Raw genomic sequence first — 23,180 nt, forward strand, 5'->3', positions numbered from 1 at the left:
CATGGGTGGATCGACAGGCGCCATCCCAGAGGTCGGCTACGTGCTCAAGCGGCTCCGGCCGACCATGCCGGCCTTCGATACGCTGAAGGAAGAGAGCCGGCTGGAGGGCTACTGGATGCTGGTACGCCTTGCGGATGGCTGGGCAAGTGGCCGCAGCAAGTTCCTGAAACGGGGGGAGGCGCTGTACGGAGCCTGGTATGGAAGGGAACTCGCCGGCGTGTGCGGGTTGAACATCGATCCCTATTTCGAGGGCAGGGGCCACGGCCGGGTCCGGCACCTGTTTGTGAGCGCGCGCCACCGTCGCGCCGGCCTTGGCCGGATGCTGGTCGAAACCGTTGTCGACAGGGCACGTCACCATTTCGCCATGCTGAACACCCGCGCGCCGCAAGAAGCCTTCGGTTTCTATGAACGGCTTGGCTTTCAGCGCGTGGCGGGCGAAGAGTTCGTCACACACCGCATGGTTTTCGGGAAAGGAGGCTGAAATGTCCTTGCGTCCGCCATCTCATCTTGCCGGCGCCTCGGCCGCCGAAGCCGCCTTCGACGCGCTCGGCCATGAAATATTGGCGGAAAAGGCGGCAGCACTCGGCCGCGCCGGCCAGCGGGTAGAGGAAACGCTGGCCAGGCTGCGCGACAATGCCGACGAGCAACTGCGCCCCCTTCTGCTCAAGGATGCCGCCGAGGCGGTGCATGGCTATTTCATCCAGCGCGAGTTGTGCGGCTTGCGCAAGCACGATGCCGTCATTCGTGAATACAACATCCCGAAAGCGGTGCTGGCCAGGCTCGGCGCGAAATAGGGATCACTCCAGCCATTCGGTGATGAAGCTGCCATTCTCGTGGATGTCGGTCGTTTCCAGTGGGCCTGGGCCGAGATTGGTGAATTTGTGCGGCGTATTGGGTGGCACGATCAGGATCTGGCCGGCGGATGCCTCGATTTCCTGGTCGCCGACGGTGAACAGGCCGGTGCCCTGGCGGATGATGAAGATCTCCGCGTAGGGATGTGTGTGCAGGCGCGGGCCGCCGCCGACATCAGGCAGATAGTTGAAGATCAGGCAGGAGTTGGAGCCGTAGGCGCCACATTGCAACTCGCCCTTCCAATGGTCGGAGCGAACGGCCCAGGTGTCGCGGTCTATGACGTGTGCCATGATGACAAGGATAGACCCGGCTGGGGCCTTGTGTCGAGCCGAACAAGGGCGTCGGATTTGCGGTTGTTTCCCGGTTGTTTAGTGATGGTTGGCGGCTATCCGGCGTCGTGTTGACCGGCGGCGGATTTTGTCCCCGCGACAATCTGCCCTTGTGCCTTCACCCGTCTGGACAAAAACGGGCTTCACGCATAAACCGAAGTCCAAATGCCGGAGGAATTCGCAAGCCTGTTCGCCATGCGCTGTCGGGTTGGCGTAATTGAGCGGGGAACAAGGCTCAACCACCGGCACGGAAGAGGCGAAAGGATCAGGCACCCGTGAGCGCAACCGACACCCAGGATCCCAACCGTCGTGATTTTCTCTACGTCGCCACCGGCATGGCCGCAGTGGTCGGCGCGGGTGCTTTCGCGTGGCCGTTCATCGACCAGATGCGCCCTGACGCCTCGACGCTGGCGCTCGCCTCGGTCGAAGTCGACGTCGCCTCGCTGACGCCGGGCATGTCGCTGATCGTCAAATGGCGCGGCAAGCCGGTCGTGGTCCGCAACCGCACCGAACAGGAAATGAAGGACGGCGAGGCGGTCAAGCTGGCCGATCTCAAGGATCCGATCGCCCGCAACGCCAATCTCCCGGCCGACGCACCGGCGACCGACGCCAATCGCACCACGCCCGGCAAGGAAGCCTGGATGGTGATGGTTCAGGTCTGCACGCATCTCGGCTGCATTCCGCTTGGCCAGGAAGGCGATTTCGGCGGCTGGTTCTGCCCTTGCCACGGTTCGCAATACGACACCGCCGGCCGCATCCGCAAAGGCCCGGCGCCGGAGAACATGGCGGTTCCGGTATTCAAGTTCATTTCCGATACCAAGATCCTTATCGGTTGAGGCAGGGGGATATTTCGATGAGCGAGGGACACTCGACCTATACGCCCAAAACCGGTCTCGGACGCTGGTTCGACGCCCGCATGCCGCTGCCGCGGCTGGTCTATGACAGCTTCGTTGCCTATCCGGTGCCGCGCAACCTCAACTATGCATGGACCTTTGGCGGCATCCTGTCGATCATGCTGGTGGCGCAGATCCTGACCGGCATCGTGCTGGCCATGCATTACACGGCCGACACCAATCTGGCCTTCGGCTCGGTCGAGAAGATCATGCGCGACGTGAATTCGGGCTGGCTGCTGCGCTACATGCATTCGAACGGCGCCTCGTTCTTCTTCGTCGCCGTCTACATCCACATCTTCCGTGGCCTCTATTACGGCTCCTACAAGGCGCCGCGCGAACTGCTGTGGATCCTCGGCTGCATCATCTATCTCCTGATGATGGCGACCGGCTTCATGGGCTACGTGCTGCCGTGGGGCCAGATGAGCTTCTGGGGCGCCACCGTCATCACCGGCTTCTTCAGCGCCATTCCGCTGGTCGGCGACTGGATCCAGCAGCTGCTGCTCGGCGGCTTTGCCGTCGACAACCCGACGCTGAACCGTTTCTTTGCGCTGCACTATCTGTTGCCGTTCATGATCGCCGGCGTTGTCGTGCTGCACATCTGGGCGCTGCATGTCGTCGGCCAGTCGAACCCGACGGGCATCGAGGTCAAGTCGAAGACCGACACCGTGGCCTTCACCCCCTACGCGACCATCAAGGACGCGTTCGGCATGATCGTGTTCCTGTTCTTCTTCGCCTATTTCGTCTTCTACCTGCCGAACTATCTCGGCCATCCCGACAACTACATCGTCGCCAACCCGCTGAAGACGCCGGCCCACATCGTGCCCGAATGGTACTTCCTGCCGTTCTACGCGATCCTGCGCGCCATCACCTTCAATGTCGGGCCGATCAACTCCAAGCTCGGCGGCGTGCTATGCATGTTCGGCGCCATCGTCATGTTGTTTCTGGTGCCGTGGCTCGACACTTCGAAGGTGCGCTCGGCGGTTTACCGCCCTTGGTACAAGCTGTTCTTCTGGCTGTTCGTGGCCGATGCCATCCTGCTTGGCTGGCTGGGCTCGCAGCCGGCGGAAGGCAGCTATGTGTTCATGGCGCAGATGGCGACATTGTTCTACTTCGCCTTCTTCCTGATCGCGCTGCCGGTGCTCGGCCTGATTGAGACGCCGCGACGGCTGCCGAACTCGATCACCGAGGCGGTGCTCGAGAAGAACAAGGGCGGCAGCGGACATCCGGCGGGCGCTACGGCGGCTCCGGAAACCAAAGGCTGAGCGGTAGAGAATCTAAGGGGATTTGGCATGAAAAAGATTCTCACCTCGCTGGCGCTGATCGGCCTTGTGGCCGTCGCCGCTGGGGCCGCGGGCACTCGGGCGATCGCCGCCGAAGAGGCACACAATGTGGCCAATCCGACGCATTTCCCGATCGACGAGCCGAAGGAAATGGACTGGAGTTTCACTGGCCCATTCGGCACCTATGACAAGGCGCAGCTGCAGCGCGGCCTCAAGGTCTACAAGGAAGTCTGCTCGGCCTGCCATTCGATGAACCTGGTGGCGTTCCGCACGCTGTCGGACCTCGGCTATTCCGATGCGCAGATCAAGACGCTGTCGGCCGAGTACACCATCCACGACGGTCCCAACGATGCCGGCGACATGTTCGACCGTCCCGGCAAGCCGTCCGACCACTTCCCGCCGCCCTTCGCCAATGAGGAAGCCGCCGCTGCCTCCAATGGCGGTGCTGCTCCGCCAGACATGTCCCTGCTGGCCAAGGCTCGCGGTGTCGAACGCGGTTTTCCGCAGTTCGTCTTCGATATCTTTACTCAGTACGACGCGGGCGGCCCCGACTATATCCACTCGCTGCTGACCGGCTACGACCAGACGCCGCCGGCCGGCATGGTCATCCCGGAAGGCACCCACTACAATCCGTACTTCATGTCCGGCGTGTCGCTGAAGATGCCCAAGCCGCTCTCCGATGGTCAGGTGACCTATGATGACGGAGCGCCGCAGACCATCGACCAGTATTCCCGCGACGTCTCCGCCTTCCTGGCATGGGCGGCCGAGCCGCATATGGAAGACCGCAAGAAGACCGGTTTTCGCGTTCTGGTGTTCCTGCTTTTGTTCGGCGCGCTGGTCTATCTCACCAAGCGCAAGGTGTGGGAAGGCGTGGCGCATTAAGCCACACGATCAAGTGATCACGAAGGGCGCCGAGAGGCGCCCTTTTGCATTTCCAGAAGCCGGCCATGTCACATGGCCGTCACCGCATCCGGCGATCCTGTGCTGCTCTCATCAAAGGATCGCACCCATGAAAAGATACGCATCGCTCGCGGCAGGCCTGTTGCTGCTCATCGTCGGCTCGGCCGCGCAAGCGGAAGACGCCCAGCCTTTCGTCACCAACAAGGATGTCGACCTGACGATGATCCTGCCGCCGCCGCCGGCAAACGATTCGGCGCAGACCAAGGCCGAACTCGGCGAGGTGCTGATGCTGCAGGTGACACGCACGCCCGAGATGGTAGCCAGCGCCGTCGCCGATGCCGACGAGAATGTCTGGCGCTTCGCCAACGTCATGGGGCCGAAATTCAACAAGGAAACGCTGCCCAAATTCAGCGCCTTCTTCGACCGCGTCGTGGCCACCGAAGGCGCCGTCATCGATCCGGCCAAGGATATCTGGAAGCGCCCGCGTCCGCACCAGCTCAGCGACCTCGTCAAGCCGGCGGTCAAGCTGTCGAGTTCGGGTTCCTGGCCGTCCGGCCACGCCACCGTCGGCACCATGATGGGCATCATCCTGTCCGATATGGTTCCGGAAAAGCGCGCCGAGATCATGGCGCGTGCGGCCGAATACGCCCACAACCGCGAGGTCGGCGGCATCCACTATGCGTCCGACGTCGAGATGGGCAGGATTTCCGGCAGCGTCATCGCCGCGGTCCTGCTCAACCGGGACGACTTCAAGGCCGAATATGAAGTGGCCAGGGCCGAGCTTCGTTCGGATCTCGGCATGTAATCTTCGTCAATCGGATCAGACCAGAAAGGGGCGCTTCGGCGTCCCTTTTTGCTCATGGCCATGTCCGAAGGGCGGTTCGAAAAATAGTCCGTTGGCACGCCGACAACAGGTTGATATTCGATGCATCGAACGGTGGCGAGAAACTTGTCCCGCCATGGCCTTTGGAATTCGATGATGCGGCTCAGCGACTGTCACAACTTTTCCGATTTCCGCCGCATGGCGCAGCAGCGGCTGCCGGGACCGATCTTCAACTACATCGACGGCGCGGCGGACGACGAGGTCACCTATCGCCGCAACACCGAAAGCTTCGAGACCTGCGACCTCGTTCCCAACGTGCTGCGCGGGGTGAGCGTGGTCGACATGTCGGTGACGGTCATGGGCCAGAAGCTGGCGATGCCGTTCTATTGCTCGCCGACCGCCTTGCAGCGCCTGTTCCATCACCAGGGCGAGCGCGCGGTCGCCAAGGCCGCCGCCAAATACGGCACGATGTTCGGCGTGTCGTCGCTGGGCACTGTCAGCCTCGAGGAGGCGCGCAGCATCAGCAGCGGCCCGCAGGTCTACCAGTTCTATTTCCATCGGGATCGCGGTCTTAACCGGGCGATGATGCAGCGCGCAAAGGCGGTCGGCGTCGAGGTGATGATGCTGACCGTCGACAGCATCACCGGGGGAAACCGCGAGCGCGACAAACGAACCGGCTTTGCCATTCCCTTCAAGCTCAACCTTACCGGAATGGCGCAGTTCGCGCTCAAGCCGGCCTGGGCGATCAACTATTTCATCCATGAGGGCTTCAAGCTGCCGCAGCTCGACGAGCATGTCGACATGGGCGGCGGCACGATGTCGATCAGCCGTTACTTCACCGAGATGCTCGATCCGTCGATGACATGGGACGATGTCGCCGAGATGGTCAAGCTCTGGTCCGGTCCGTTCTGCCTCAAGGGCGTCATGTCGGTGGAGGATGCCAAACGCGCTGTCGACATCGGCTGCAGCGGCATCGTGCTGTCGAACCATGGCGGGCGGCAGCTGGATGGCTCGCGGGCGGCGTTCGACCAGCTTGCCGAGATCGTCGATGCCGTTGGCGACAGGATCGACGTCATCATGGATGGCGGTGTGCAGCGCGGCACACACGTGCTGAAAGCGCTGTCGCTCGGCGCCAAGGCCGTCGGCGTCGGCCGCTACTATCTGTTTCCGCTCGCGGCGGCCGGCCAGCCCGGCGTGGAACTGGCGCTCGAACAGATGCGGGTCGAGATCGAACGCGGCATGAAGCTGATGGGCTGCAGCTCGATCGAACAATTGTCGCGCAACAACCTCCGTTTCAGGTAATCTCGCCCCATGAAATCCTCGCTCGAAGACACGCTGCTTGCCGCGATCCGCACCATTCCGGACTATCCCAAGCCCGGCATCCTGTTTCGCGACATCACCACGCTGCTTGGCAATGCGCGCGCCTTCCGCCGCGCCATCGACGAACTGGTGCATCCCTATGCCGGCCAGAAGATCGACAAGATCGCCGGCATCGAGGCGCGCGGCTTTATCCTTGGTGGCGCCGTCGCCCATCAGCTCTCGGCCGGTTTCGTGCCGATCCGCAAGAAGGGCAAGCTGCCCTACGAGACGGTGCGCGTCGCCTACAGCCTGGAATACGGGCTGGACGAAATGGAGATGCACAAGGACGGTGTTGCTCCGGGCGAGAAAGTGATCCTGGTCGACGATCTGATCGCCACCGGCGGCACGGCTGAAGCGGCGGTCAAGCTGCTGCGCCAGATAGGTGCCGACATCCTCGCCGCCTGTTTCGTCATCGACCTGCCGGACCTCGGCGGCCGTGCCAAGCTGGAGGCGCTTGGCGTGCCGGTGCGGACGCTGATTGGGTTCGAGGGGCATTGAGGGGCAGTTCTTCCTTCTCCCCTTGTGGGAGAAGGTGGATCGGCGCGCAGCGCCGAGACGGTTGAGGGGTGGGTGACGGAGTGCCGTCGGCGCCAAGCTGGAGCACCCCTCATCCGACCGAGCTTCGCTCGGCCACCTTCTCCCACAGGGGGAGAAGGAAGAAACCTACTCCACCTTCACCAGCACGGCGCTTTCGAACTCGAGCACCTTGGCGCCGGTCGAATCGAAAGCTTCCGAACGCAGCGCCAGCAGCCGCCAGCCGGGGCGTGAGGCAATCGGGCGGTGCGACAGCGCGGTGCGCGTGAAGGTGATGGTTTGCCCGGCATAGACCGGCTTGAGCCATTTCAGGTTCTTGAAGCCAGGCGAGGGGCCGAATTCCGGCACCGGACCGGGGCCGCTCCACGCAGCGATCTCGGCGTCCATGCGGTTTTCGAGATTGAGTTTCATCCAGGTGGCGGCGGTGTGCCAGCCGGATGCGCAGAGCCCGCCGAGCACGCTTTTCTTCGCGGCCTCCTCGTCGGTATGGAAGATCTGCGGGTCGTATTTGCGGGCGAAGGCCTTGATCGCCTCGGGCTCGAATGTGTGCGAGCCGAGCGTCACCGTGGTGCCGATACGAAAGAACTCGTCCAGTGTCATGCTTGGCTCCCCGCGGCATCGCGCGTGAGGAACATGACGGAGTTCTCGAGCTCGAAGACGCTTTCGCCGCGCTGGTTGAACAGTTCGCTGCGCATTGTAACGAAGCCGAGTTGCGGCTTCGATTTGGACAGGCGCTTGGCAACGACCACCAGGGTGCCGGTCAGTTGATCGCCGGCCAGGACCGGCTTCTTCCATTTGACCTGATCGACGCCGGGCGCGCCCTGGCAGGTCGAGTCCAACAGGAAGGCATCGCACAGCATGCGCATGAACATGGCGCAGGTGTGCCAGCCCGACGCCGCCAGCCCACCGAGGATGCTGGCCTTGCCGGCTTCCTCGTCGAGATGCATCGGCTGCGGGTCGAATTCTCCGGCGAATTCGACGATCTCAGCGGCACTCACGAGCTTCGAGCCGAGGTCGATCGATGCACCCTCGATGAAGTCCTCATAGGCCCATGTTTTTATCTCTGCGGTCATGGTCTGGAATCCGGCTTGTCGACCCACGATCCCCAGGATCGGGGTTTCCGGATGCAGGCCGGCGTTCATTTGGTCAAGCGATTTCTACTGCGCCAGCCTGTGGCAGCCGATCGACAGGCCCACTCAGAGCCAGCCGCGGCGGCGGAAATACCAGAAGGGCAGGATCGCCGACAGCACCATCATGGCGATGGCGAAGGGATAGCCAAGTTCCCATTTCAACTCGGGGATGGCGTCGAAATTCATGCCGTAGATCGAGGCGACCAAAGTCGGCGGCAGGAAGATGACGGCGGCGACCGAAAAGATCTTGATGATGGCGTTCTGCTCGATCGAGATCATGCCGAGCGTCGCGTCGAGCAGGAAAGAGATCTTCTGCGATAGGAAGGTGGCGTGGTCGGCGAGTGACAGCACGTCGCGGGACAGCGTCTTGATGCGCGCCTTGGTGTCCTTGCTCATCTTGGTGCGGGTCGAGGCATGGGCGAAAAAGCCCGCCAGGCGCTGCAGCGAGATCAGGCTGTCGCGGATCGAAGACGCGATGTCCTCCTTGCGGCCGATGGCTTTCAACAATTCCTGGAAGTCGCGATTGCGCTTGGAAACCTTGGTCGATCGCGCCTCGAAGATATCGCGCGAGATCGCCTCGATGTCACGGCCGGCACGCTCCAGAATGTCGGCGAGACGGTCGACGATCGCCTCCAGCAAGCCGATCAGGATGGTGTCGCCGCTGGTGCAGCCGGTCGCCACCTTCTCGGCGCGCTGCGGAAAGGTCTTGAAGGCCTTCGGCTCATGGTAGCGCACAGTGATCAACCTTGTGCCGGCGAGCACGAAGGTGACCGGCGACATCAAGGGATCGTCGACCTCGGTCTGCGCGGGCAGGGTTGCGGTCATGAAGTAGGCGCCGTCCTCGACATAGAGGCGGCTCGAAATCTCGATCTCCTCCATCTCCTCGCGCGTCGGAATGGCAACGCCGAGCCAGCTCTCGATCGTCGCTTCCTCTTCCTTTGTCGGGTTGAAGAGGTCCGCCCAGACGATGGTCTCGCTGTTTGCCAGGAGATCGTCGACGACGCGCAGGCGATCATTGTCCACGACGAAGGCCTTGATCATCGCCGGATTCCCTTGCTGGGGCCAAAGGGTGCGTTCGGATTGACGCGTCGTGTTGGATTGCACGGTTCCCGGCGCCAGCGCCGACCGTGCGTCTGCCGCTTAGACCTGTGACGTGACAAAATCAAGACAAGTGGCTGTCCCGGGCGGCCCGCCGGATGGCCGCCGGCCGAGTCGGAAAATCACGCCTGAAAGTTTCGTCGGTTACCCCGTCGGATGTCTGGATGCTCGATAGACCAGCCTCAGGTGTTGAATTTGAACAGCAGGATGTCGCCGTCCTGGACGACATATTCCTTGCCTTCGTCGCGGGCCTTGCCGGCTTCCTTGGCCGCCACTTCGCCGCCCAGTGTGACGAAGTCATTGTAGGCGATGGTCTGGGCGCGGATGAAGCCGCGCTCGAAATCGGTGTGGATGACGCCGGCGGCCTGGGGGGCCTTGTCGCCCTTATGGATGGTCCAGGCGCGCGTCTCCTTCGGCCCGACGGTGAAGTAGGTGATGAGGTGCAACAGATCGTAGCCGGCGCGGATGACCTTGTTGAGGCCGGGCTCGTCGAGGCCGAGCGAGGACAGGAATTCCATTTCTTCCTCATCGGAGAGCTGTGCGACCTCGGCTTCGATAGCGGCCGAGATCACCACGGTGCCGGCGCCCTGGGCGGTCGCCATCTTTTCCACGGCCCTGGTGTGCTCGTTGCCGGTGGCTGCGTCGGCCTCGGCGACGTTGCAGACATAGAGCACGGGATGCGAGGTCAGAAGGTTCAGGCCCTGCAGGATGCGCAAATCTTCGGCCGAAATATCCTTGAGCAGGATGCGGGTCGGCTTGCCGGCCTGCAGCAGTTCGAGCGCTGCCTCCATCATCGGCAGCACTGACGTCGCTTCCTTGTCCTTGCTGCCGGCGCGCTTGCGGAATTGCACGATGCGGCGCTCGAGGCTGTCGAGGTCGGCGAGCATCAGCTCGGTTTCGACCGTCTCGGCATCGGCCACCGGGTCGATGCGGCCCTCGACATGGGTAATGTCGTCATCCTCGAAGCAGCGCAGCACATGCACGATGGCGTCGACCTCGCGGATGTTGGCGAGGAACTGGTTGCCCAGCCCTTCGCCCTTCGAGGCGCCGCGCACCAGACCGGCAATGTCGACGAAGGAGATGCGGGTCGGGATGATCTCCTTTGACTTGCCAATCGCCGCGATCTTCTGCAGGCGCGGATCGGGCACCGCGACCTCGCCGGTATTCGGTTCGATGGTGCAGAACGGATAGTTGGCGGCCTGCGCCGCAGCTGTTCTGGTCAACGCGTTGAAAAGCGTCGACTTGCCGACGTTGGGCAAGCCAACGATGCCGCATTTGAAACCCATTTTGTCCGGTCCTATCGGGAAATAGAAATTTGATCAGGGCTATGGCGATAGGGGTGATCAACGTCAAGCCCTTCGGTTCCCTTGATGCTCAGTCCTTGCCGCCGAACAGCTTCTTCAGCATGGCGGCCATCGGACCGCTTTCCGGCAGCTTGGCCAGGGGCTGTTGGGGCCGTGCCTGGCGGACGTGACTTTGCTGCTTCTGCGCCGGCTGCTTAGGTGCCGATTTTTCGGGCTCCGGCCCGGCCTTGCCCTGGACGGCGAGACTGGCTTTGTTCATGAAGCCGGATTCGTCGCCTTTGGCGATCATGGCGGCGTTGTCGGCGATCGCGTCGAGCAGCGGGTCAAGCCATTCGCGGTCGGCCTTGTCGAAATCGCCGAGCACATGGTGCTGGACCATTTCCTTGACGCCTGGATGGCCGACGCCGATGCGTACGCGGCGATAGGCGTTGCCGACATGGCCATCGATCGAACGGATGCCGTTATGGCCGCCGGCACCGCCGCCGGTCTTTATGCGCAGCTTGCCTTCGGCAAGATCGATCTCGTCATAGAAGACGGTGAGCGCGGAAAGCTCGAGTTTGTAGAAGCGCAGCGCTTCGCCGACCGACTGGCCGGACAGGTTCATGAAGGTCTGCGGCTTGATCAGGACGACTTTTTCGCCGCCGAGCGAGCCCTCGGCGATCAGGCCCTGAAATTTCTTCGACCAGGGCGAAAAGGAATGGCGGCGGGCGATTGCGTCCGCCGCCATGAAACCGACATTGTGCCGATTGCCGGCGTATTTCGCGCCCGGATTGCCGAGACCTGCAAACAGCAGCATCGCCTGCTCCGGGCGTGAAAGAGTTACTTCTCTTCGGCGGCAGGAGCCGCTTCAGGTGCAGCCGCTTCAGCCGTCTCTTCCGTCTCCGGCTTCATCGCCGACGAACCGGCAATGGTCGCGATGGTGAAGTCGCGGTCGGAGATCACAGGCTTGACCCCAGCCGGCAGCTTGACCGCCGAGATGTGGATCGAATCGCCAATGTTGGCGCCGGTGAGATCGACGGTGATGAATTCCGGGATCGCATTGGCCGGGCAGTGGAACTCGACTTCGTGACGCACGATGTTGAGCACGCCGCCGCGCTTGATGCCGGGCGACTTGTCCTCGTTGATGAAGTGGACAGGCACGTCGACATTGACTTCGGTGTCCTTGCCGATGCGCAGGAAGTCGACATGGACAGGGAAATCCTTGACCGGGTCGAGCTGGAAGTCCTTCGGCAGGACCTGGATCTTCTTGCCGTCGACATCGATCGTGGCGATCGTGGTCAGGAACCCGCCGCCATGGATCTTGTAGTAGATGTCCTTGTAGGTGAGCGCGATAGCCAGGGGAGGCTGCTTGTCACCATAAATTACTGCAGGCACTTTACCGTTGCGGCGAACTGCACGGGCGGACCCCTTACCGACCTGTTCGCGTGCTTCGGCCTTGAGCTCGTAAGTGTCGTGGCTCATGGCATTTCCTTTCGGTTTGTTCTGGAGCGCTCACGGTGGGCAGAGTGCCTGGACCGTAAACGTCGAAAGCCGACATACCCATGCATGATCTGGTCCGAAAACCGGAATCCACTTTTCGGGATCATGCGGGAAGGCGGCCTTCCGCCGCGTTGCCTCCAAGGGTGTCTACGCGGGTGGCGGCTCTATAGCGGAAGGCGGCCGGAGGTGCAAGCCAAAGGCACGACCGGCCTGGTGCAGCCCAGACGGCCGCTATCCGCGCTTTTCGATGACGGCATAGAGCACGTTGCGGTTCTCGCCGAAGAATACCTGCGCCTCGACGGTGTTGCGGTCGACGCTGGCATTGACGATGTTCCACATATCGACCTCCGATCGCAGCAGCAACACCCAGTCCATGAACGTCTCCCGATACCCCGCGTCGGGGGTGCCCTCGGCGTAGTTGGCGAACAGGAATGTTCCGTTCGGCTTCAACATCTGCAGGCAGGTCTTCGTGAGTTTCACCGCGACGTTGTGGGCGAGGTAGTCGTAAAGGCCGGAGGCGTAGATGAAGTCGAATTTGCCGAGCTTGTGGCCCCGCGTGAGCACGGTTCGCACCGAGCCGTCGATGGCTTCGACGGCGGTGCCCTGGAAGTCGCGCGAGATCAGCCCAACGCTCTGGGGATCCTGGTCGAGCGCAACCCAGCGCTTGAGACGGCCCTCCGTCAGGGCGACCGAACGATTGGCTTCCCGCAAATGGCCGGCCGCGATCGCCAGAACCTCGGTTTCCGGTCCGTTCTTGGCCGCGATCTCGTCGACATATCGGGTCAGGAGGTCGCGTCGTTCCCGGGCCGCGACGCATGACGGTACGTTCTGGGTATGGCTATAGAGTGCTTTGCCGACCTCCGAGGCGTTCGCCACGCTCTCTGCCACGTGCGGATCACAATAGATGTAGTCGAGCAACTGCGCGTCGCCGGAATAGCCCCTGGGTTTGGTGAAGGACCAGTGCGTCAGTGGATCCTCGAGAAAATACTTCAGGATCGGATGGTTCTGCGCGACCGGTATCAACGCATGCCAGACGTCGGGATGAACCTTGGAATGCAGGCCATTGAGGAAGGACAGCAAGCGGCCGACGATCTCGGCCGGGTTCTTGTCCTGTTCGACCTGCTGCTGTGTCGCGTGGAGAATGAGGGCAAGCTCCGCGCGCGCGGTTTCGAACGCTTCGCCATGATGCTCGATCTTTCCCCGAGGCAGCGTGCCGGCGAGCATCTCGGCAGTAATCAAGCTTTTGCCATCAAGAACGGTCTGCACGCCATCACTCCATAGTTAACAGTCGGTTAACTTATTGCGTAGAATGCTCCCTTTGCCAATGTCGGGCCGACGGCATTTTAGGTTTATGATTAATTTCCCGCCAACCATGTTCGTTGGTTAATCAGCTTCCGAGCCGGATTCCGGGTTCGAGTTAACGGAAACTTGTCTTGCGCGATTGCATTTGTTTGCCCGGCGTTCGCAATCGCCGTCGCGTCCCAAGGAGCCGGCCCGCGTGGGGGCAGAAGCTGGAAATGAGTTCGGAAAACAAAATCCCTTTCAAAAGGGGTCGATTGTGATGAACGAACACGTGTCATCCGCATTGGCCGATACGGTTGATGCGGAGCCGTACGAGCCGCGCTACGAACTGGGGGCCGACGAACTTCGCGCCCTCTACCGCACCGAAGCCCGGGCGACGCGAAGAGGGGAAGCCAGGCCAGGGCTTTGGATCGCAGTTGCGATCTATCTCTTGTTTTCGGCAACGGATCTGCTGCTGATCCCGGATGTGGCCGCCTATACGATCACGGCGCGCTTCGCGGTCGGCTTGAGCGCGCTTTTGATCCTGGAAGCGCAGCTTCGCCACGGCGTCGGGACGGAATGGCTCGACGTGACCTGCGCCGGGGCCATCATCTTTGGCTATGTTGGTTGGCTGTGTCCGGCGATTATGGGCGCGGACAAGGAAAGCGTCTCTTACTATATGGTCTTTGGGACCATATTCATGATGAGCGCCAATCTCTTCTTTACATTCAATTTCAAGCTTTCTATCGTAACCTCGACAATAATCTTATGTATACTTTATATCGTAAATTACTTTGTTCCCTCAACTCTCATATACAAAATGGTATTTGGGGCTTTCTATGTTTCTTGTTTCACGTTCACCTCATATGTGAACTGGAAACTGAATGAGGAACGCTACAACGTCTTCCTGAACGCCCTGGAAGCCAAGATCCAGCACAATGAGGCGACCGAACGCGGCAAGGCCCTGCTGAGGTTGTCGCGGACCGATCCGCTCACGGGTCTGGAGAACCGGCGCGCGATCGACGAGAAGCTGCGAGACTACTGGAACGATTGGCAAAAGGTCGGCACCAGCTTTGGGGCGATCCTCATCGACGTGGACTTCTTCAAGAAGTTCAATGACTGCTACGGCCATCAGGAAGGCGACCGCTGCCTGATCCATGTCGCCAATGCCCTTAGCGATATGATCAAACAGTATAATGGCTCCATCGGCCGCTATGGCGGCGAAGAGTTCATCGTCCTGGCTCGCATGGAGAAAAAGGAGCAGATCCTGGACATTGCGGAAGCCATTTGCAGCACGGTGGAGAACCTGGCTCTGACGCACGAACTGCGGCGCGACGGCGTCTCGATCGTAACGGTAAGCGTTGGCGCCGCATTCACCCGGACGCAGACCGGGGCCAAGCTGGAGAAAATCATTCACGAGGCCGATCGCGCTCTCTATCTGGCAAAAGCCGGCGGCCGAAATTGTGCCCGGCTGTTCGATCCAACCGACCCGCAAAGCAGTGACGAGAGCGAGAACATTGCGGCTTTGCTGAAGATCGCGATCGGCCAGAATCTCGTTTCACTCGTTTACCAGCCTATCCAGGATGTCAAATCGGACCGGGTTGAAGCGGTGGAGGCTCTGATGCGCCTCAAGATGCTCGACGGCACATCGGTTCCGCCGAGCCTGTTCATTCCGGTCGCCGAACGGACCGGTGCGATCCTGGAACTCGGGCGCTGGGCGATAAGGACAGTGTGCGCCGAACTGCTGGCGGACGACCACGTCCGTGTCGTCAGTGTCAACGTCTCCCCGATCCAGCTCAAGACACCGGGCTTCGCGACGTCGGTCGCGACAATTCTGGGCGAGACCGGTGTCGCAGGCAGCAGGCTGGCCTTCGAGATCACCGAAGGGCTGGAGATGGAGATGCACTCCGACATCCTGCGCTGCATCAGCGATCTGAAGCTGCTCGGGATCAAGATCTGGCTTGATGATTTCGGGACCGGCTTTGCGGGCCTTTCGTGGCTTCGCCTGATCGATTTCGATACGGTGAAGATCGATCGCTCGTTTCTGCATGACTGCAGCTCCCCGAGCGGCAAGGCGATGCTGCAGGACATTATCACCCTGGTTCGAAATCGCGGCCACAAAATCCTGGTCGAAGGGGTGGAGACAGACGAGCAGATGGCCCTCATGCGCGAATTCGGCATAGACAAGATCCAGGGCTTCCATGTCGGCCGTCCCGCTCCCGCCGTCAGTTTCCAGGCAAAGCGAGCCATGCGCAAACGGCCATTTGCCGTGCTTAAGTCCGCATGATGGTGGCCTCTTCCGACGTTTGGCTAGCCGTCGTCAAGCCGTGCTAGCGGTCGCCGGTCAACGCGGCGCGTAACGCCTGGATCTGCCGGTTCAGCGCATCGAGCTCAGTCAGCGTCATGCCCGAGCGTTCGACCAAGGCTTCGTTCAGGCAGTTGCATTGGACAAGCAGTGCGCGCCCGGCTGATGTCAGATCGACCTGCACCTGGCGTTCGTCGGTCTGGCTGCGCTGGCGGGTCACCAGCCCGGCCTGCTCCATTCGCTTCACCAGCGGCGTGACGGTGCTCGATTCCAAAGCGAGCCGATGGGCGATGGTGCCGACCGACATGCCGTCGGCCTCTCCAAGCGCGTTCAACACCAGGTACTGCGGATAGGTGATGCCCATCTCGTCCAGCATCGGCTTGTAGGTGCGGTTGATCGCCATGCTGGTGGCATAGAGCGTGAAACAGAGCTGATTGTCCAACGGGAGAGGCACGGCGCATTCCTTTTGCCAATGTGGGCATCATTTCGATACCACGAAAAATGATATCGCGATACATATTTTTGTGGACAAGGGTTTTAGGCCGCGTTAGCTATGTCGTTATCGCGATATTGTTTATCGCGAAAATAACCAGAAGGAGATTGAGATGACCTCGCAAACCAAACCCAGCTCCGGCAGCGGTACGATCACCACCAAGGACGGAACGCAGATTTACTACAAGGACTGGGGGACCGGGCAGCCTGTCGTCTTTCATCACGGCTGGCCGTTGAGCAGCGACGATTGGGACGCCCAGATGCTGTTCTTCGTGTCACAGGGCTACCGTGTCATTGCCCATGATCGCCGAGGCCATGGCCGCTCGACCCAGACGGATATCGGCAACGAGATGGACACCTATGCCGCCGACGTCGCGGAACTCGCAGCCCATCTGGACCTCAAGAACGCCATCCATGTCGGCCATTCGACCGGCGGCGGCGAAGTGGCGCGTTATGTCGCCAAGTATGGCGCCGGCGGCCGTGTCGCCAAGGCGGTGCTGATCGGCGCGGTGCCGCCAATCATGCTCAAGACTGCCGCCAATCCCGGCGGCCTGCCGATCGAAGTGTTCGACGGCTTCCGCTCCGCGCAGGCAGCCAATCGCGCCCAGTTCTTCCGCGACGTTCCATCAGGTCCGTTCTACGGCTTCAACCGCCCGGGCGCAGAGGTATCGCAGGGCGTCATCGACAATTGGTGGCGCCAGGGCATGATGGGCGGCACCAAGGCGCATTATGATTGCATCAAGGCCTTTTCGGAAACCGACTTCACCGAGGATCTGAAGGCGATCGACGTGCCTGTGCTGGTCATGCACGGCGACGACGACCAGATCGTTCCCATCGCGGACTCGGCGCTGCTGACGATCAAGCTGCTCAAGAAGGGCGAGCTCAAGGTCTACAAGGGCTTCCCGCACGGCATGGCCACGACCCATGCAGACATCGTCAACGCCGACCTGCTGGCCTTCTTCAAAGCATAGGCCGTTGGAACGAAAAAAGCACCCGCCGTCCGGCGGGTGCTTTTCCTTGCGTGGGTTTCAGGCCTGATCTAGGCGGCCGCCTGCGCCTTGCGCGCTTCCTTCATGTTGGGCAGGAACACGGTCAGCAATCCAAGGAACGGCAAATAGGAGCAGATCTGGAAGACGAAATCGATGCCCTTCATGTCGGCGACGACGCCGAGCACGGCCGCCGCGATGCCGCCCATGCCGAAGGCGAAGCCGAAGAAGATGCCGGCGATCATGCCGACGCGGCCCGGCACGAGCTCCTGCGCAAAGACGACAATGTTGGAGAAGGCCGAGGAGAGGATCAGCCCGATCAGCACCGTCAGCACCATCGTCCATTCCAGATTGGCGTAGGGCAGGGCGAGCGTGAAGGGCAGCACGCCGACGATGGAGAACCAGATCATCGCCTTTTGCCCATAGCGGTCGCCGAACGGGCCGCCGAGCAGGATGCCCAGCGCCGAGGCACCGAGAAACAGGAACAGCATGACTTGGCTCATCTGCACAGAAACGCCGAACTTATGCATGGAATAGAAGGTGTAGTAGCTGGCGAGGCTGGCGATGTAGGCATTCTTGCTCAGAACCAGCAGTGTCAGCACGATCAATGCATTCATCACCTTGCGGCGCGGGAAGGGCGAAACGAAGCTCGCCGCCTTGCGGGTGCCCTGCGCGGCACGCAGCCGGCTGTACCAGCCGCCGACCTGCCACAAAACGATGATGCCGATCAGCGAGCCGACGGCGAACCAGGAAATGCTGGTCTGGCCGAACGGCACGACGATGAAGGCCGCCAGCAGCGGCCCCATGGACTGGCCGAAATTGCCGCCCACCTGGAACAGCGACTGCGCCAGGCCGAAGCGGCCGCCGGAAGCGAAGCGGGCGATGCGCGAGGATTCCGGGTGGAAGATCGCCGAGCCGATGCCGATCAGCGAGGCGCCGATCAGCAGCAGCGAATAATGCCCGGCATAGGCGAGCACGATCAGGCCGATCAGCGACGACGCCATGCCATAGGGCAGCGAATAGGGCATCGGCCGCTTGTCGGTGATCATGCCGATCAGCGGCTGCAGCAAGGATGCGGTCACCTGGAAAGTGAAGGTCAACAAGCCGATCTGCCAGAAATCGAGGCCATAATTCTCTTTCAGGAGCGGGTAAATGGCCGATAGCAGCGACTGCATGATGTCGTTGATGCAGTGGCAGAAGCTCACCGCCAGGATGACGGTGAAGGCCGTCGCCTGGGCTGAGGCGTGACTGGCGCTCGCCGGTGGGGCGACGCTGGCTGCTGTCGTATCGGTCAAGGTAGGCTCCGTGGTCTTTTTGGCGGGCACGCCCGCAGGCAACTGGCGGACGCTCCTTGCGGCCATCCTAGGGACGGTGCCTTATAAGCCGCTTGCGAGACGACTTCTTTCGTGGTTTGGTCCAATAGTTTCGCAAGTGGGCCATAACTAGATGCCGCACGGCAAAGAAGTCTTTCACGCTGGCAATGCCAATCTCGGCCAGTTGCACGAGAGCCGCTGGCAGTGGCTTGAGCAAGTGGCCGGGCCGGCGGTGGCATTGCCGACCGAATATCCTGACGGCTACCGCGTGCCACAGCACCGCCACAGCCGCAGCCAGCTCTTGCATGCGCTTGTCGGTGTGGTGCTGGTGACGACCCGCTACGGGCGCTGGATGGTGCCGCCCGACCACGCGATGTGGATTCCAGCCGGCACCGAGCATTCCGTCGAGATGCTGGGCGACGTCTCGATGCGTTCGGTTTATGTCATGCCACAGGCGATCCCCGGGCTGCCCGAAGGCTTGCGCGTCGTCGGCGTCACCGACCTGATGCACAGCCTGATCGTGGAATCGGAGAAGCTCCCGCAAGGCGGCGTTCTGGAAGGACGCGGTGGGCTGATCATGAACCTTTTGCTGCACGAAATCCCGACCTTGCCGGAACGGCCTCTTGGGCTACCATTTCCGTCGGATCCAAGATTGTCGGCGCTGTGCCGACGCTTCGTCGCAGCACCGTCGCCGCATGCGACCATCGACGAGTGGGCCGATGCAGCCGGCATGAGCCGCCGTTCCTTCACGCGCGCCTTCCAGCGCCAGACCGGCCTGTCGCTGTCGACATGGCGCCAGCAGGCCTGCCTGTTCGCGGCGCTGCCCAGGCTGGCGGACGGCGAGCCGATCACCAGGGTGGCGCTTGATCTCGGCTATGACAGCGTGCCGGCCTTCATCACCATGTTCAAGCGCATGCTGGGGACCTCGCCGCGCGGCTATATGCGCGGCGCACGCGAGAACGTCGAGGTCGCTCGTCGCCTGATCGGCCCGGTTCGGTTGGAAAGCTCCGCGCCTTAAGGGCAGGCGGGTTTAGTCGAACAGGCTGGACACCGATTCCTCAGTCGCCGTGCGCGAGATGGCTTCGCCCATCAGGTCGGCGATCGAGATGACGCGGATGTTGGGCGCGTCGAGCACGCCCTGGGTCGGCTGGATGGAATCGGTGATCACCAGTTCCTGCAGCTTCGAGCCGCTGATGCGGGCAACGGCACCGCCCGACAGCACGCCGTGGGTGATGTAGGCGGTGACGCTGGTGGCGCCGTTGGCCAGCAGTGCATCGGCGGCATTGCACAGCGTGCCGCCGGAATCGACGATGTCGTCGATCAGCAGGCAATCCTTGCCGGCGACCGCGCCGATGATGTTCATCACTTCCGATTCGCCCGGCCGTTCGCGGCGCTTGTCGACGATGGCCAGTTGCGCATCGAAGCGCTTGGCCAGCGCACGAGCGCGGACCACGCCGCCAATGTCGGGCGAAACCACCACGACGTTGCCGAGTTGCTTGTATTTGGCCTTCACGTCGCGGGCCATGACCGGCACGGAAAACAGATTGTCGGTCGGGATGTCGAAGAAGCCCTGGATCTGGCCGGCATGCAGGTCGAGCGTCAGAACGCGGTCGACGCCGGCGCGGGTGATCATGTTGGCAACCAGCTTGGCCGAGATCGGCGTGCGGCCGGAGGCGCGGCGGTCCTGCCTGGCGTAGCCGAAATAAGGGATGACCGCCGTGATGCGCTTGGCCGAGGAGCGCATGAAGGCATCGATCATGATGAGCAGTTCCATCAAATGATCGTTGGTCGGAAACGAGGTCGACTGCAGGATGAAGACATCTTCGCCGCGCACGTTTTCCTGGATTTCGACGAAGATTTCCTGGTCGGCGAAGCGCCTGACCGTGGCTTTGCCCAGCGGGACATTGAGGTACCGGGCGACTGCTTCGGCCAGCACCCTGTTGGAATTGCCCGCGAAGAGTTTCATGCACGGTTCCTGGTGGAGGATGATGAGGCCTGACGGACTCGCTTGCGCCCTTTAACCGGGCTTTTAGCGGCCCGCGCTGGTATTGCAAGCGCCGAGATCGGGAATCCGCCGGCTAAACTCAAGAAAGCTCCGCGCCATCGCCGGACTGCAACAGGGAGCAGGGGATTTGTGCTGGTTCTTCTTCTCATTGGGCATCGGATTTTCCCAAAACCGTCTCCACTTTGGGGTCCGATGCCTCTAGCCCGCCTTGCCGCCGAGCCAGGCGGCGAACTGGTCGATGGTCTGGTCGGCGATCGCCTGCATGGTGGCCGGCGAGATCCCCTTCCAGCTGTCGCCGCCCGCGCTGGCGCCGGAATTGACCGACGGAGCCTTCTGCTGGCCATTGATGCGGTGCAGCCGGTTGCCAGCGGGGTCATAGACGTCCCAGACATAGATGACGGTGGTGTCGGCGCCTTCCGACATCGTCGAGAAATAGCCCTTCAGCACATGTGTCACGGTCTGGTCGGCGCTGCCGGCGAGAGTGATGCCGCGCTGCCTGGCACGGGTCTGCAACTCCGCCGTCAGAGGTGTCGCAGCTTCCACCGAAGCGCCTACGATCGGCGCGATCTGCAAGCGGGTCTTCGACAGGATGGCAGCGCTTTGGGCCGATGTGACCGGTGCGGCGGCGGTTGCGGGAGCGCCAGACGTGCTGGTGGCGGGTCCGGCCGGAACCGTTGCCGCCGTGTTGCCTGACGTTGCGGGCAGCGTCTGGGTCGACGTCGCCGGCGGGGTGATCGCCGACGGTTCGAGCACGTCCTTTGCGTTGGTGCAGGCGGCAAGAGCCAATGCCACAAGCAATGACACGGTCGTCACATGCGATCGTCTCATTTGCCTTCTAACTCCTTGGCGAAGAACGCCTCCCACTGTGGATTCACTTTACGATCAAGTCGAGATCATGGCGGGACAGCGGCCTGGGCTGGGATTCGGTGGTCAGGTAGGTGCGGCCAAGCGTCATCGCCGTCTCGGTGTCGGAGTCCATGATGATCATATGGGCGAACAGCGTCATGTTGGGCGCGATCGGTTCGGGATTGCCCTGGTAGAACATCGGCATGTCCATCCAGGACGGGGTGAAGCGGGCGCCGACCGAATAGCCGCAGGCGTTCAGCCGGTGCTTGGTCAGGCCGTGTGCCTCCATGGTGCGGGCATGCGCATCGAAGACGTCGCCGAAGCTGTTGCCCGGCATCATCGCCTTCTCGACAGCCAGGAGTGCTGCGCGGGCGGCGTCGAACAGTTCCTGATGGCGCTTCGACACCTTGCCGGTCAGCACCGTGCGCATCATCGGCGCATGGTAGTGGTTGAAGACGCCGGCCCATTCGAGCGTCAGCTGGTCGTTCTTGGTGAGCTTGCGGCGGCCGGCCTTGTAGCGGCACAGCAGCGCATCGACGCCGGAGCCGATGATGAACTCGTTGGCCGGATAGTCGCCGCCGCCGGCGAAGATCGCGCCCTGCATGGCGGCCAGGATCAGAGCTTCGTCGCCGCCTTGCTTGATCAGCGGCAGTGCCGCGTCGAGCGCATCGTCGGAGAGATTGGCGGCCTTCTCGGCCTTGGCTATCTCGGCCGGGCTCTTGAACAGGCGCAGCCGGCCGACAATGCCGGACGCATCGGCGATCTGGCCGAAGGTCTGCAACTGCTCGTCCAGGCGGCGGCCGTTGAAGGCGGTCAGGCCGTGGGTGTCGTATTCGACGCCGATGCGGGCGCCGAGTAGGTCGAGTTCGTTGAGCAGATTGCGCAGGTCGACCGCGGGATTGGCGCCGTTGCGGTCGGTCCACAAGACGATGTTGTCGATAATCGAGGTCTGACGTGCCTGGCGCAGGTCGGCCGAGCGGGTCAGAAGCACCATCGAACCGTCGGCCTTGACCACCAGGCACTGGAAGAAGCAGAAGCCGAACGTGTCGTAGCCGGTCAGCCAATACATGCTTTCCTGCGCGAACAGCAGGATGGCGTCGAGCTTCTTTTCGGCCATCTCGATGATCAGCCGGTCGCGCCGCGCGTCAAATTCAGATCGTTCAAAATGCAGCGCCATTATTCCCTCTCCAAGACAATTGCCGAAACCTGCCGGCCGTAATCGGGCTCCTTGCGATGCGTGGTGCGCCGATAGGAGTAGAACAGGCCTTCCTCGGCGTAAGTGCAGCGGTCTAGGCCCTCAGCCGTCACGCCTGCCTTGGCCAGCCGGTCAACCGTGTAGCGGTTGAGGTCGAACATCGCATGGCCGGCATTGGCGGACGGAGCGAAATAGAGGATGTTTTCGGCGTCGGCTTCGACAAAGCGGGCGACGAATTCCGGGCCGACCTCGTAGTTTCGCGGGCCGATGGAGGGGCCTAGCACGGCGACGATGTTTTGGCGCCGGGCGCCGAGGCTTTCCATCGCCAGGATGGTGTTTTCTAGCACGCCGGTGAACGCGCCTTTCCAGCCGGCATGCGCAGCGCCGATGATGCGCGCCTGCGCATCAGCGAACAGCACGGGACCGCAATCGGCGGTCGAGGCGCCGATGGCGATGCCCGGCCGGTCGGTGACGATGGCGTCCGCCTTGGGGCGCTCGCCGGCAAAGGGCTCCCTGGCAATGACGACATCGGGCGAATGGATTTGCCAGGCGGTCAACAGATGGCTTGCCGGCACGCCCATCCAGGCAGCGACACGGGCGCGGTTCTCGGCAACCAGCGCCTGGTCGTCATCCGATCCGGTGCCGATGTTGAGGCCCTGATAGATGCCGCCGGAAACACCGCCGACGCGGGTGAAATAGCCGTGGCGGATGCCTTGTGCCTGCGCCTTGTCCAGCAGCGGCGACCGAACGGGATCCGGTTTGGTCTGATTCAGCAT

Annotated in this window: 25 protein-coding genes; 11 read left to right on the forward strand and 14 right to left on the reverse strand. The window is 62.0% G+C overall.

Annotation, left to right across the window (positions count from 1 at the left end; all coding sequences use genetic code 11):
• Position 1 precedes the first annotated feature (1 nt).
• Entirely contained in the window at positions 2-481 is a 480-nt protein-coding gene (locus P3C39_RS00420) for a GNAT family N-acetyltransferase (protein WP_084015986.1), read from the forward strand.
• A gap of 1 nt (position 482) precedes the next feature.
• Entirely contained in the window at positions 483-794 is a 312-nt protein-coding gene (locus P3C39_RS00425; protein WP_013529982.1) for a DUF6665 family protein, read from the forward strand.
• A gap of 3 nt (positions 795-797) precedes the next feature.
• Here P3C39_RS00425 and P3C39_RS00430 read toward each other — a convergent pair whose 3' ends face one another.
• Positions 798-1,142, reverse strand: a complete 345-nt coding sequence (locus tag P3C39_RS00430; RefSeq protein ID WP_013529983.1) for a cupin domain-containing protein — start codon at positions 1,140-1,142, stop codon at positions 798-800.
• Between the two features lie 314 nt (positions 1,143-1,456).
• Between P3C39_RS00430 and petA the strand changes: the two genes are divergently transcribed.
• From petA to P3C39_RS00460, 6 genes are all read left to right on the forward strand, one after another.
• The gene (gene petA / locus P3C39_RS00435; RefSeq protein WP_013529984.1) at positions 1,457-2,017 is read left to right on the forward strand and encodes a ubiquinol-cytochrome c reductase iron-sulfur subunit; all 561 of its coding nucleotides are present in this window, start codon (positions 1,457-1,459) and stop codon (positions 2,015-2,017) included.
• Between the two features lie 17 nt (positions 2,018-2,034).
• Complete coding sequence (locus P3C39_RS00440; protein ID WP_013529985.1) at positions 2,035-3,336, forward strand: cytochrome b N-terminal domain-containing protein; 1,302 nt, start codon at positions 2,035-2,037, stop codon at positions 3,334-3,336.
• Positions 3,337-3,363: 27 nt separating this feature from the next.
• Positions 3,364-4,236 carry a cytochrome c1 gene (locus tag P3C39_RS00445; RefSeq protein ID WP_013529986.1) on the forward strand — a complete coding sequence of 291 codons (873 nt, stop codon included), beginning with the start codon at positions 3,364-3,366 and terminating at the stop codon, positions 4,234-4,236.
• Positions 4,237-4,363: 127 nt separating this feature from the next.
• A complete protein-coding gene (locus tag P3C39_RS00450; protein WP_275952424.1) occupies positions 4,364-5,059 on the forward strand; it encodes a phosphatase PAP2 family protein in 696 nt (231 codons plus the stop codon).
• A gap of 174 nt (positions 5,060-5,233) precedes the next feature.
• Positions 5,234-6,379, forward strand: coding sequence for an alpha-hydroxy acid oxidase (locus P3C39_RS00455; protein ID WP_275952425.1), 1,146 nt, complete (start codon positions 5,234-5,236; stop codon positions 6,377-6,379).
• Positions 6,380-6,388: 9 nt separating this feature from the next.
• On the forward strand, positions 6,389-6,934 hold the full coding sequence (locus P3C39_RS00460; protein WP_013529989.1) for an adenine phosphoribosyltransferase: 546 nt from the start codon (positions 6,389-6,391) through the stop codon (positions 6,932-6,934).
• Positions 6,935-7,099: 165 nt separating this feature from the next.
• Here the strand turns inward: P3C39_RS00460 and P3C39_RS00465 are convergent, their stop codons facing one another.
• From P3C39_RS00465 to P3C39_RS00495, 7 genes are all read right to left on the reverse strand, one after another.
• A complete protein-coding gene (locus tag P3C39_RS00465; protein WP_063168842.1) occupies positions 7,100-7,570 on the reverse strand; it encodes a MaoC family dehydratase in 471 nt (156 codons plus the stop codon).
• Positions 7,567-8,043: a MaoC family dehydratase gene (locus tag P3C39_RS00470; protein ID WP_224621482.1), complete on the reverse strand. Its 477-nt coding sequence runs from the start codon at positions 8,041-8,043 to the stop codon at positions 7,567-7,569. The genes P3C39_RS00465 and P3C39_RS00470 overlap by 4 nt, the downstream gene beginning before the upstream one ends.
• A gap of 123 nt (positions 8,044-8,166) precedes the next feature.
• A complete protein-coding gene (gene corA, locus P3C39_RS00475) occupies positions 8,167-9,141 on the reverse strand; it encodes a magnesium/cobalt transporter CorA (protein WP_275952427.1) in 975 nt (324 codons plus the stop codon).
• Between the two features lie 239 nt (positions 9,142-9,380).
• Entirely contained in the window at positions 9,381-10,484 is a 1,104-nt protein-coding gene (ychF, locus tag P3C39_RS00480) for a redox-regulated ATPase YchF (protein WP_024505635.1), read from the reverse strand.
• A gap of 88 nt (positions 10,485-10,572) precedes the next feature.
• Complete coding sequence (gene pth, locus P3C39_RS00485; RefSeq protein WP_027162157.1) at positions 10,573-11,298, reverse strand: aminoacyl-tRNA hydrolase; 726 nt, start codon at positions 11,296-11,298, stop codon at positions 10,573-10,575.
• 23 nt (positions 11,299-11,321) lie between these two features.
• Complete coding sequence (locus P3C39_RS00490; RefSeq protein ID WP_013529995.1) at positions 11,322-11,963, reverse strand: 50S ribosomal protein L25/general stress protein Ctc; 642 nt, start codon at positions 11,961-11,963, stop codon at positions 11,322-11,324.
• Between the two features lie 249 nt (positions 11,964-12,212).
• The gene (locus tag P3C39_RS00495; protein WP_013529996.1) at positions 12,213-13,247 is read right to left on the reverse strand and encodes a methyltransferase; all 1,035 of its coding nucleotides are present in this window, start codon (positions 13,245-13,247) and stop codon (positions 12,213-12,215) included.
• 295 nt (positions 13,248-13,542) lie between these two features.
• On the opposite strand from P3C39_RS00495, the gene P3C39_RS00500 reads away from it, so the two are divergent.
• Positions 13,543-15,549, forward strand: a complete 2,007-nt coding sequence (locus tag P3C39_RS00500) for an EAL domain-containing protein (RefSeq protein WP_032808605.1) — start codon at positions 13,543-13,545, stop codon at positions 15,547-15,549.
• 43 nt (positions 15,550-15,592) lie between these two features.
• On the opposite strand, the gene P3C39_RS00505 is transcribed toward P3C39_RS00500, so the two are convergent.
• Positions 15,593-16,021: a MarR family transcriptional regulator gene (locus P3C39_RS00505; RefSeq protein WP_013529998.1), complete on the reverse strand. Its 429-nt coding sequence runs from the start codon at positions 16,019-16,021 to the stop codon at positions 15,593-15,595.
• A gap of 151 nt (positions 16,022-16,172) precedes the next feature.
• Here P3C39_RS00505 and P3C39_RS00510 point away from each other — a divergent pair, with 151 nt between their 5' ends.
• Positions 16,173-17,030, forward strand: a complete 858-nt coding sequence (locus P3C39_RS00510) for an alpha/beta hydrolase (protein ID WP_275952428.1) — start codon at positions 16,173-16,175, stop codon at positions 17,028-17,030.
• A 68-nt stretch (positions 17,031-17,098) separates the two neighbouring features.
• Here the strand turns inward: P3C39_RS00510 and P3C39_RS00515 are convergent, their stop codons facing one another.
• Positions 17,099-18,340 (reverse strand): MFS transporter, encoded by a 1,242-nt coding sequence (locus tag P3C39_RS00515; RefSeq protein WP_063170320.1) that lies wholly within the window; start codon positions 18,338-18,340, stop codon positions 17,099-17,101.
• A 151-nt stretch (positions 18,341-18,491) separates the two neighbouring features.
• Between P3C39_RS00515 and P3C39_RS00520 the strand changes: the two genes are divergently transcribed.
• Positions 18,492-19,376, forward strand: a complete 885-nt coding sequence (locus tag P3C39_RS00520) for a helix-turn-helix transcriptional regulator (RefSeq protein ID WP_013530001.1) — start codon at positions 18,492-18,494, stop codon at positions 19,374-19,376.
• Between the two features lie 12 nt (positions 19,377-19,388).
• On the opposite strand, the gene P3C39_RS00525 is transcribed toward P3C39_RS00520, so the two are convergent.
• From P3C39_RS00525 to pgeF, 4 genes are all read right to left on the reverse strand, one after another.
• Positions 19,389-20,324 (reverse strand): ribose-phosphate pyrophosphokinase, encoded by a 936-nt coding sequence (locus P3C39_RS00525; RefSeq protein ID WP_013530002.1) that lies wholly within the window; start codon positions 20,322-20,324, stop codon positions 19,389-19,391.
• Between the two features lie 237 nt (positions 20,325-20,561).
• The gene (locus P3C39_RS00530) at positions 20,562-21,191 is read right to left on the reverse strand and encodes a hypothetical protein (RefSeq protein ID WP_063168841.1); all 630 of its coding nucleotides are present in this window, start codon (positions 21,189-21,191) and stop codon (positions 20,562-20,564) included.
• Positions 21,192-21,234: 43 nt separating this feature from the next.
• Positions 21,235-22,386 carry a Xaa-Pro peptidase family protein gene (locus tag P3C39_RS00535; protein WP_013530004.1) on the reverse strand — a complete coding sequence of 384 codons (1,152 nt, stop codon included), beginning with the start codon at positions 22,384-22,386 and terminating at the stop codon, positions 21,235-21,237.
• Positions 22,386-23,180, reverse strand: a complete 795-nt coding sequence (gene pgeF / locus P3C39_RS00540; protein WP_063172937.1) for a peptidoglycan editing factor PgeF — start codon at positions 23,178-23,180, stop codon at positions 22,386-22,388. Before pgeF ends, P3C39_RS00535 begins: the two co-directional genes overlap by 1 nt.

The sequence above is a fragment of the Mesorhizobium sp. XAP4 genome (genome assembly GCF_029269325.1).
Lineage (GTDB): Bacteria > Pseudomonadota > Alphaproteobacteria > Rhizobiales > Rhizobiaceae > Mesorhizobium > Mesorhizobium ciceri.